The organism is Roseburia sp. 1XD42-69, from assembly GCF_003612565.1.
Lineage (GTDB): Bacteria > Bacillota > Clostridia > Lachnospirales > Lachnospiraceae > Roseburia_B.
Genome location: NZ_RAZG01000195.1, coordinates 1 through 1629, shown reverse-complemented (window position 1 = coordinate 1629; position 1629 = coordinate 1). Strand labels below are relative to the sequence as shown.

General features: G+C 42.2%; 1 protein-coding gene. It reads right to left on the bottom strand.

Annotated features, from left to right (window positions below; translation table 11 throughout):
- Nucleotides 1-13 precede the first annotated feature (13 nt).
- Nucleotides 14-1474: an IS5 family transposase gene (locus tag D7Y06_RS25020; protein WP_120410173.1), complete on the bottom strand. Its 1461-nt coding sequence runs from the start codon at nucleotides 1472-1474 to the stop codon at nucleotides 14-16.
- Between the last annotated feature and the right edge of the window lie 155 nt (nucleotides 1475-1629).

The following is a 1629-nucleotide window of genomic DNA, read 5'->3' as shown; positions in this document are numbered from 1 at the left end:
TAGTGTCTGCTGATTAACCTACACAAGCAGGTAACCAGCCCTCCCTATAGTTTAAAATGTCCAGCAGATAAAAAAGTGCAGAAAGTATTCGCTGCTGCATCCTTATGATGTTCGCAACAAATACAGATAATGCAATAGAAGTTAGCTGTGTATCTTCAAGCCTGGTCACGATTCTGCCCATTCCATAGCAACGTTTGGTTAAGCTGAATCTGCGTTCCACTTCAATCCTATCTGTATTATCCTGGTATTCTGTCTGTTTATCTGTTTTTGTCGTTTCCCTTCCTGGTCTCCCAAGCTTTGGACCAGATAATCGAATTCCATGTTTTTGACAGAAGGACCGATTATCTCTTGTCCGATATATCTGGTCTGCAAGAACCCGTTCTGGATAGTATCCGCTTCGCTCATAATAAGCATTAACAGCGTCCTGCAGGCAGGCGCTTTCATTGTAGGCATCAAAGGATATGTTTTCAATCCTTGCATAACCTTCCGCATCAATACTAAGATCCAGCTTTGCGCCAAACTCTACGGGCGCTTTTACCTTTCCACGCACGATTGGTCTGATCCAGGGCTGGCTGATACTCACAATCCGGTTCTCTACCCTGTGAACCTTGTTATCATACATGTATTTTTGCTGTTCATAAAGCTTGAAGATGGTAAGTATCGTCGGGATATCCTTTTGTCTTGGGGCAAAACCTGCTGACATAAAGCTTTCCAGATATCCAATGTTCCGTCTGACATACGAAAGCTGTTTCTTTAGGGCTTTGCGGATCTGCTTTGCTGAGTGTTTCTTTGATTTCGCAAAGCCGAGATACTGTTTCCTTGCAGCCTTGCAGTCTCTTCGCGGAAGTACGACACCGTATGCTTTATGAAACCACAAAATCATTTCTTCCAGTTTCTCTCTGGCTTCATTCAACAGGGATACATCCTGGGGATATCTGATATACACTGGGGCACAGGTTGCATCAATGATCAGAGTGCCTTTGTTTTTGGACTCATCTGTTTTACCTGGATCGCCGGAACCATTGCCGGAAGGCGGATTGTGATGGTCATTGTCATCCTCTTTTTTATCGGGTTTATTCTCCTCAAGCAGATACTCGTTTGCTTCCATGAGCATTTTTGCACTGATACGCTTTCTAAAAAGAACCAGCGTACTTGCATCAAACGGTGGAGTTTCCTGATACCCCGGCAGACCGATGAAATACTGCAGATAAGGATTTTCCGTTATCTGCTGTACAAGTTCCCTGTCTGAAAACTGAAACCTGGTCTGTATAATCAGAGCGCCAAGCGCCATGCGTAAAGGCTTTGCAACATTCCCAGTTTTGCTTTTAAAAAGATGCTTATATTTCTTTTCGAACACATCCCACGGGATCATATCTGCCATCTTGATCCAACGGTTTTCCGAATTCATGTGCAATCCCATCGGTTGATTGAAATCGAGAAAGGATGATTGTAACTTGTTGTCTGATTTATACATTTTTCAGCTCCTGTATGGTGGTATTTTTCAAAATATCTGTGTGAAAATCGAATCATAGAATTCGATTCCTTTACAATTTATTTTACCATACATGCCGGAAGAATGCAGTAAAATCAATAGTTTTAGGCTGTATTTTTGTTAATCAGCAGACACTA